Here is a 7,800-nt window from a genome sequence, read left to right on the forward strand (position 1 = left end):
GCTGCGTTGGCAGCGGCCGGATCGGGCGCCGGGGCGGTGCCGTTGGCGATCGCCAGTTCGGCCGCGGTCAGCGGCTGCGCCTTGAGTTGTTCGGTCAGGCCGGTGAGCTTGTTGAGCGCCCAGGCCTTGTCGCCGATCGCGATCAGGCTGCGGCCGTCGGGCATGACGTCGCCGACCGCGTACTCGGCGCCGTCGATGTCGACCACGTGCGGATTGGTCCCGCGCACGATCTGCACGATCCGGGTCGGCTCGGTCGCGACCGGCTTGCTCTCGGCCTCCGGCGCGGCCACCACCGGGCCTGCGACCGGCGCCTGCGATTCGTCGAGATTGCGCGGAATCAGCCGGCGCGCGCCGTCGACGTCCTGCATCGCGCGCGAAGCGACCACCCGCTTGAACAGCGCTTGATCGGGAAAGCGTCCGCTGACCTCGACATCGCCGTTGCCCAGATAGCGCGTCTGCGCGCTCAGGCCCTGGCTGCGCAACACTTCGCGCACGTCGGCGGCGATGTCGTCGCCGGTGCGCAATTCCAGCCGCGCCTCGACTTGGTCGGTGGCCAGGCGCTTGCGGATCATCTCGCGCGCGGCCGCGTCCTTGACCGTGCCCGACAGCACCAGGCTGCCGTCTTCGTTCTCGACCAGGCGGCCGTCGGCGATCGAGAACTGCTTGATCAGCGGCTCGACCAATTCCTTGGCGGTGGGCTCTTTCTCGAACCCGGGCATCACCGCCGCGGCGATCGCCACCGACACCAGCGACAACGCCGCCAGACCCGCGATCAACGGCAGATGGCGCATGCCCGATTTGGCCGGCTTGGGCAGATCGCCCTGGTTGGGCAGCATCGTCGCCCAACCCGGATCGTCGGCCGAACCGACCGCGAACGAGGCGCCGCCCAAGTCCACCCGCTGCATCGCGGTGAGCTCGGCCGGATCGCCGGGATTGAGGGTCTGGCCTTCGATCAGCAACGGCGCGTCCAGCGCGCGCAGCGACACGCTGCCGCCCATGCGGGTGAGGAACGCGTGGCGCGGAGCGACGCCGGGATCGGACAGGACGATGTCGCAATCGCCGCTGCTGCCGATCAGCACCGTCTCCTGCGCCGACAGCGGCCGGCTGCCGCCGGTGTGCAGGCCGGAGACCACCCGCAGCACGCTGATCGCGGGCGCCGCGACGCGGATCTCGGGCTTGAGTTCGGGCTTGGCGTCGGCAACGCCGCCAGCGGCGGTTACCTCGCCGGGAAGGTCTTGGTTATCGGTGGAGGACATGGCGAACTCCTGATCGGGCGCCGTCGGCAAGGACGGCATGCGCGGCCGGGACGCGCGATACGCGCGGGCCCGACGGGCGATGAGAGGGGGACAGCGAGCGCGGATGTCGGTTCATTCGTCTGGTTCCTCAGGCGTTGACCTGGCCCGCCTGCACGATGCGCAGGTCCGGAGCGAGTTCCTGATAGGACAACACCGGCAGTTCGAAGAAGTCGATCTCCAGCAGCTTGCGTAAATGACGGCGAACATCCAGTGAACACAGCAGCACCGGCTTAACGCCTTCAGCTTGGCGGGCCAGATGCCCGCGCACTTCCGCGCCCAGGCGTCCGGCCAACTCGGGCGAGATCGCCAGTTGGGTGGCGCCGCCGGCCACCCGCACCGATTGGCGCAGGCGATCCTCCAATTCAGGATGAATCAGCAGCACCTGCATGGTGCGTTCGGCGTCGGCGTAACGGTCGGCGATCTCGCGCTTGAGCGCGACGCGCACGTACTCGGTCAGCAGCACCACGTCTTTCTCGCGGCCGCCGACATCGGTGATGGCCTCGAAGGCGTCGCGCAGATTGCGGATCGGCACGCCCTCCTCGACCAGCCGACGCAGCACGTCGGCGACGCGTTGCGGCGCGACCACGCGCAGCATTTCCTTGACCAGGTCCGGATAGTCGCGCTGCATCCGCCCGAACAGGTTGGAGGTTTCCTGGATGCCGATGAAGTTGCCCATCCGCCGCTCCAGCGCGGTGCGGCAATGCTCGATCACCGTGGTCAGCGCATCGCGGATGCCGACCCCGGCCTGGCCGGTCCATTCGCCGGTCAACGTCGGGAAGAACCCGGCCAGCTTGGGCGCGTTGGCATCGCCGGCGCGGGCCGGACGGAACTGCGCGTTCGGCGACATCCGCCCGAACGCGATGCGCGCGCCGAACGCGGTCAGGCGGAAACCGCCCAGGCCGTCGCTGCCGTCCAGATCGGCGGCGATCTTGACCACCGGCACCGGCAGCGGCACGCCGTATTCGTCGCGCAGACGGCGCGCGACCTCGACCATGCGCTCGCGCGCGGCGTGTTCGCCGAACGCGGCGATCAACGACGGCGACAATTCCAGTTGCAGCGGCGCGGGCGGCGCGATTTCGTCTTCGTTGACGACTTTCTCATCGATCCCGCGCTCGCCCTCGGGCACCTTGAACACGCGACGCAGCGTGTCCGAGGTATGCCGGTAGCGCCACGCGGCGAATCCCAGCAGCACGAACGACAGCAACAGGAACACCGGCCAGGGGAAGCCCGGCACGAACACCATCAAGAACGCCAGGCAGCCGGTGATCAGCAGCACGCGCGGCTGGCCGGTGACTTGGCGGGTGATCGATTCGCCCAGGTGGCGGTCGTCCTCGTCGCCGGCGGTGCGGGTCACCACCAGGCCGGCGGCGATGGTGGCCAGAATCGCCGGAATCTGCGAAACCAGGCCGTCGCCGATGGTCAGGATCGAATACGTGTGGGTCGCGTCCGCCAGCGGCATGCCCTTCTGCAGCACGCCGATGGCCAGGCCGCCGAGCAGGTTGATGATGATGATGACGATGCCGGCGATGGCGTCGCCCTTCACGAACTTCATCGCGCCGTCCAGGCTGCCGTGCAGCTGGCTTTCCACTTCCAGAAGGCGGCGCTTGCGCTTGGCTTCGTCCTTGTCGATCAGGCCGGCGCGCAGGTCCGAGTCGATCGACAGCTGCTTGCCGGGCATCGCGTCCAGGGTGAAGCGCGCCGCCACTTCGGCCACGCGCTCGGCGCCCTTGGCGATGACGATGAACTGGACCACGGTGATGATCAGGAACACCACGAAGCCGACCACCAGATTGCCGCCGGCGACCATGCTGCCGAAGGTTTCGACGATGTGGCCGCCGTTGGCTTCGAGCAGGATCGAGCGGGTGATGGCGATCGACAGCGCCAGCCGGAACAGCGTGGTCAGCAGCAGCACGCTGGGGAAACTGGAGAACGCCACCGGCGTCGGGATGTACAGCGAGATCAGCAGCAGGCCGAAGCCGATGGCGATGTTGACCGCGACCAGGGTGTCGATGATCGCCAGCGGCAGCGGCAGGATCATCACGCCGATGATGGTGACCGCGGCCACGGCCAGGACCAGATCGCTGTAGCCCGCGCGGCGACGCGGCTGCTTGCCGGACGCTGCGGCGGTCAGGGAACTCAACAATGCTCGCATTCGGTCAGCCCCGGACCCTGGAGATGGATGTCCCGAACCGGGACTGCGCGGCGGCGGACGCACACGCGAAGGCGGTCGCGCCATCCCGCGGGGCCGAGCCGCAGGTCGCGATCATGTGATGGATTGCGCTGTCTCGAACGCTGAAAGCAGTCACTGCTCTGCCACGTACCCCTGAGCACCCACGCATGGCGCCGTCCTTACACACGTTGCCGGTTCGGACGGCCGATACTAAGTGCTATTTGTCATCCGTTGTATGAACTTTGATGAACAAATAACTTCTTGTGCGTGATCTGCACATTTACGTTCTTGCTCACTTCCGGCACTACATTCGCGCGCATTCATCCCTATTTTTGTGAACTTGTGCGCAATTGCGTCATCGCATTCGACTAACGTATGTGCGAAACGATCACGATTCGCGCTGCACCGGGGAGGCCGCGTCGGAGGTGGAGGAAGTTGCGGTTGAAACTGTCGTATCGGCCGCGAGCGGCGCGCCCGCCACGGCGGTATCGCTGGGCGCCGGATCGGCCGGCAGTACATCGGCGCGGTCCAGTTCGGCGATCAGATTGATCGATTGCCCGCCCACGCCGACCGCCAACGCCCGGCCGCTGCGGGTGCGCAGCACGACGATCCGCTCGCGCGGGCCGATCGGCAGGATCTGCAGAATCGACAGCGGCGCCTCGCGCGCGGTCAGTCCGTGCCGCTTGCGCAGATACAGCAACACCGCGACCAGGCCGCCGAGCGCCACCGCCACCGGCAGCAGGATCGCGAGGAATTCGAAAAACAACGAAGGCGGCTGCGCCGCCGGCTTGGCCGGCGCGGCGGTCGCGGCGGCGGCCAGCGCGGCCCCCGGCAGACACGCCAGGACGGCGCAACAACGAACGGCGATAGACAGCAGGGGCAGGGTCGGCATGGCGAGTCGGTGCGGAATGCAGAGTCGGATCGGAACGGGCGCGCGGGACAGTCGCGGCCGCGCGGCGGCGACATACCGTAGCAGCCCGCCGACGGTTTCAGTCGCACGCGCGCGCCGCCGCCGGCTTCACGCGGCCGGCCCGGGCCGCATGGCATTGATGTAGACATGTCCTCCGTACCGTCCGACGCTCACGCCGCCGCGGCGCCGCCGCGCGAGGCCGCGCCCCAGGCCGCGCCCCAGGCCGCCGGGCTGCTCGCCGCGGTGCCGTTCGCCTGCGCGATCTTCGCCGGCGACGGCGCGCTGCGCGCCGGCAATACCCGTTATGCCGAGGAGTTCGGCGAGTTGCCCGAACACGGCCAACGCGAGGCGCTGCTGGCGCGTCTGCACGGCGGCGCCAGCGCCGGCGAGCGCCCGCGCGAAGTGCGCGCGCCGCACAACGGCCGCTGGTACGCCCTGCATTGGGGCCGCGCCGAGCACGAGGGCGCGGCGGTCGACGTGCTCACCGCGGTCGACATCAGCGAGCGCATCGAGACCCTGGATTCGCACAAGACCCGCCAGGAAAAACTGCTGTTCACCTCGCGCCTGATGTCGGTCGGCGAGATGGCCGCGACCCTGGCCCACGAGCTCAATCAGCCGCTCGCGGCGATCATGAATTATCTGAACGGCAGTCTGCGCCTGGTCGAACAGGCCGGCGGTCCGGTGCAAGTCGAACGCGCGCTTCAAGCGGCGCGGACCCAGGCCGAACACGCCGCCGCGGTGATCTCGCGGGTGCGCGAGTTCGTCCGCGCGCGCGAGCCGCGGCGCGATGCCCACGAGCTGAGCAAAATCGCCGAAACCGTGCTGGAACTGCTGCGCCTGGAAGCCGAGCGCCTGCAACTGCGGATCGATCTGGGCCTGCCGGCGCAGCTGGCGCCGGTGTTCGCCGACCGGGTGATGATCGAGCAGGTGCTGCTGAATCTGGTCAAGAACGCGATCGAGGCGATGCGCGAAATCCCCACCGCGCGCCGGGAACTGCGCATCGATGCGCGGATGAATCTGGACGACCAGATCGAAGTGCGGGTCTCCGACCGCGGCGCCGGGCTCAGCCCGGCCGAGCAGGACCAGCTGTTCTCGCCGTTCTTCACCACCAAGACCGACGGCCTGGGCATCGGCCTGGCGATCTGCCGGTCGATCATCGAATACCACGAAGGCCGCTTGTTCTTCGAACCGCGCGAGGGCGGCGGCAGCGTATTCGGCTTCACCCTGCCGCGTTACGAGGCGCGCGCTTGATCGGGGCGGCCGCGCCGCGGATCCAGCGTGAAGGCATTCAGCAGGTCGGCGGCGAGATGACAAAGATCAGCATCGCCGCCCCCGCCCGCCGGGTTATACCGTGCCGCTGGCGCGCGGCCGGGCGAGGACGGCCTGCGCATTCCAGATTCGCCCAAGGACCGCATCGCGTTGGAACGCGGGGCATTGCCGGGAGTCAGGCCGCATGACCGAAGCACGCATCTACCTGGTCGACGACAACGACGGTTTCCGCGAATCCACCGCGTGGCTGTTGGAAACGGCCGGGTTCGAAGTGCAGGCGCACGCCTCCGGGCCGGCGTTTCTGGAGGCGTATGCCGGCGAGCGCCACGGCACTGAGGCGACCTGCCTGGTCTCGGACATCCGCATGCCGCTGATGAGCGGACTGCAATTGCAGGAAGAACTGCGCCGGCGCGGGATCGCGCTGCCGCTGGTGTTCGTGACCGCGCACGGCGACGTGCCGCTGGCGGTGGAGGCGATGCGCAAGGGCGCGGCCAACTTCCTGGAAAAACCTTTCAGCGACGAGGCCCTGATCGATGCGATCCGCGCTGCCGTCGCCAACGCGCGCAACCACGCCGGCGGCGAGGCCGGCGACGACCGCCTGGCCAAGCTGAGCCCGCGCGAGCGTCAGGTCATGGACCTGGTGGTGGCGAGCAAACCCAACAAGATCATCGCCGACGTGCTCGGCATCAGCGTCAAGACCGTGGAACTGCATCGATCGAACATGATGAACAAACTCGGAGTACGCTCGCTGCCCGAATTGATGAAGGTGGCGTTGGGCCATGGCTGAGCCGCACAGCAGCATCGACGACAGCGTCGTCGCCGCGCCCGCGCCGCCCGCGCTGGAAGGCCGGCCGATCCGCGGGCGCGTGCCCGCGGTGCCGCTGTGGCAGGCGCAGGCCTTGTGCGGGTTCTTCGGCGCCGCCCAGCGCTGGCCGCTGCGCGAGGGCGGTTGGCTCAGCTTCGCCCAGGCCGGCGCGATCGACGGCGAGCTGGTCACGCTGGAAGGCGACGGCGCGCGGGTCAAGCTGCAGCTCGAAAGCGGCCTGTCGCTGGACAACGACACCGGCCTGCACTGGAGCGACTACCAAGGCCGCTCGCGCGTGCTGGCCTGGAGCCTGGCGCACGAATCGCAATTGATGCGCCTGAGTCAGGCGCTGGACATCGCCTTGATTCCGGTGGTCGACGACGGCAACGCCTCGTTGCAAAGCCTGCAGGCCTTGAACGCGGTCGATCAGGACGGGCTGTGGCTGGCGTTCGCGATCAGCGATGCCGGCGGCCAGGCGCGCGCGCGCGGCCACCTGCGCATTCCGCCGGGCTGGGTCGACCGGCTGCTGCAGCGCGCGGAGATTTTCGAACGCCCGCGCGGCGATGAGATCGACGGTTATCGCGATTGGTCCGATCTGCCGATTCCGATCGCGCTGCGCTGGGACGGCCCGCAACTGCGCTACGCGCAATGGCGCCAGCTGCGCGCCGGCGACGTGCTGGTGATCGGCAACTATCAACGCCCGCCGCCGGTGCAGGCGCAGGTGCCGGGCTTCGCCTGGCCGCTGGTACCGGCCGCCGAGGGCTGGCGCATCGACGGCCCGCCCTTGACCCTTTCCACGCATCAGGAGACTTCCCCGATGAGCGACACCGAGTCCGCCCCCGACACCGCCGAACCCACCGGGCCGGACGTTCCGGTCCGCCTGGAGTTCGACCTGGGCCGGCTGGAATGCCGCTACGAGGATCTGGCCGGCTTCCAGCCCGGCTACGTGTTCGCCCTGCCCTCGCGGCTGGAAGGCGCCAACGTGGTGATCCGCGCCAACGGCCGCGATGCCGGCCGCGGCGAGATCGTCGCGGTCGGCGACACCTTGGGCGTGCGCCTGATCTCCTGGAGCTGAGCGATGGATTTCACTTCGTTCTCGCCGGCGCTGGTGCTGCTGACGGTGGTCAGCCTGGCGCTGGCGCCGTTCGTGGCGGTGATGGTGACGTCCTTCACCAAGATCGTGGTGGTGCTGAGTTTGTTGCGCAACGCGCTGGGCCTGCAGCAGGTGCCGCCCAACGTGGTCATCAACGGCCTGGCGATCGTGCTGTCGATCTACGTGATGTATCCGGTGATCCTGGAAACCCACGACGCGATCAACGCGCGCGCCAACGGCACCACCGTCGCGGCGGTG

6 protein-coding genes and 1 pseudogene are annotated in these 7,800 nt (G+C 68.7%); 4 read left to right on the forward strand and 3 right to left on the reverse strand.

What is annotated here, in order from left to right; genetic code table 11:
* The 3 genes from V7787_RS51585 to V7787_RS51595 all read right to left on the reverse strand — a co-directional run.
* Positions 1–1,256 (reverse strand): FHA domain-containing protein (locus tag V7787_RS51585; protein ID WP_336095269.1); only part of this gene is annotated, 1,256 nt, incomplete at its 3' end.
* 127 nt (positions 1,257–1,383) lie between these two features.
* Positions 1,384–3,435 carry a type III secretion system export apparatus subunit SctV gene (sctV, locus tag V7787_RS51590; protein ID WP_336095270.1) on the reverse strand — a complete coding sequence of 684 codons (2,052 nt, stop codon included), beginning with the start codon at positions 3,433–3,435 and terminating at the stop codon, positions 1,384–1,386.
* A gap of 418 nt (positions 3,436–3,853) precedes the next feature.
* Positions 3,854–4,357 (reverse strand): flagellar biosynthetic protein FliO, encoded by a 504-nt coding sequence (locus tag V7787_RS51595; protein ID WP_336095271.1) that lies wholly within the window; start codon positions 4,355–4,357, stop codon positions 3,854–3,856.
* A gap of 165 nt (positions 4,358–4,522) precedes the next feature.
* Between V7787_RS51595 and V7787_RS51600 the strand changes: the two genes are divergently transcribed.
* The 4 genes and pseudogenes from V7787_RS51600 to V7787_RS51615 all read left to right on the forward strand — a co-directional run.
* Positions 4,523–5,626, forward strand: coding sequence for a sensor histidine kinase (locus V7787_RS51600; protein WP_336095272.1), 1,104 nt, complete (start codon positions 4,523–4,525; stop codon positions 5,624–5,626).
* A 202-nt stretch (positions 5,627–5,828) separates the two neighbouring features.
* Positions 5,829–6,431: a response regulator transcription factor gene (locus V7787_RS51605; protein WP_336095273.1), complete on the forward strand. Its 603-nt coding sequence runs from the start codon at positions 5,829–5,831 to the stop codon at positions 6,429–6,431.
* Positions 6,424–7,524: a type III secretion system cytoplasmic ring protein SctQ gene (gene sctQ / locus V7787_RS51610; protein WP_336095274.1), complete on the forward strand. Its 1,101-nt coding sequence runs from the start codon at positions 6,424–6,426 to the stop codon at positions 7,522–7,524. The genes V7787_RS51605 and sctQ overlap by 8 nt, the downstream gene beginning before the upstream one ends.
* Before the next feature lie 3 nt (positions 7,525–7,527).
* Positions 7,528–7,800: pseudogene (locus tag V7787_RS51615) on the forward strand (hypothetical protein); the annotation flags it as partial.

Source organism: Pseudomonas sp. CGJS7, from assembly GCF_036961695.1.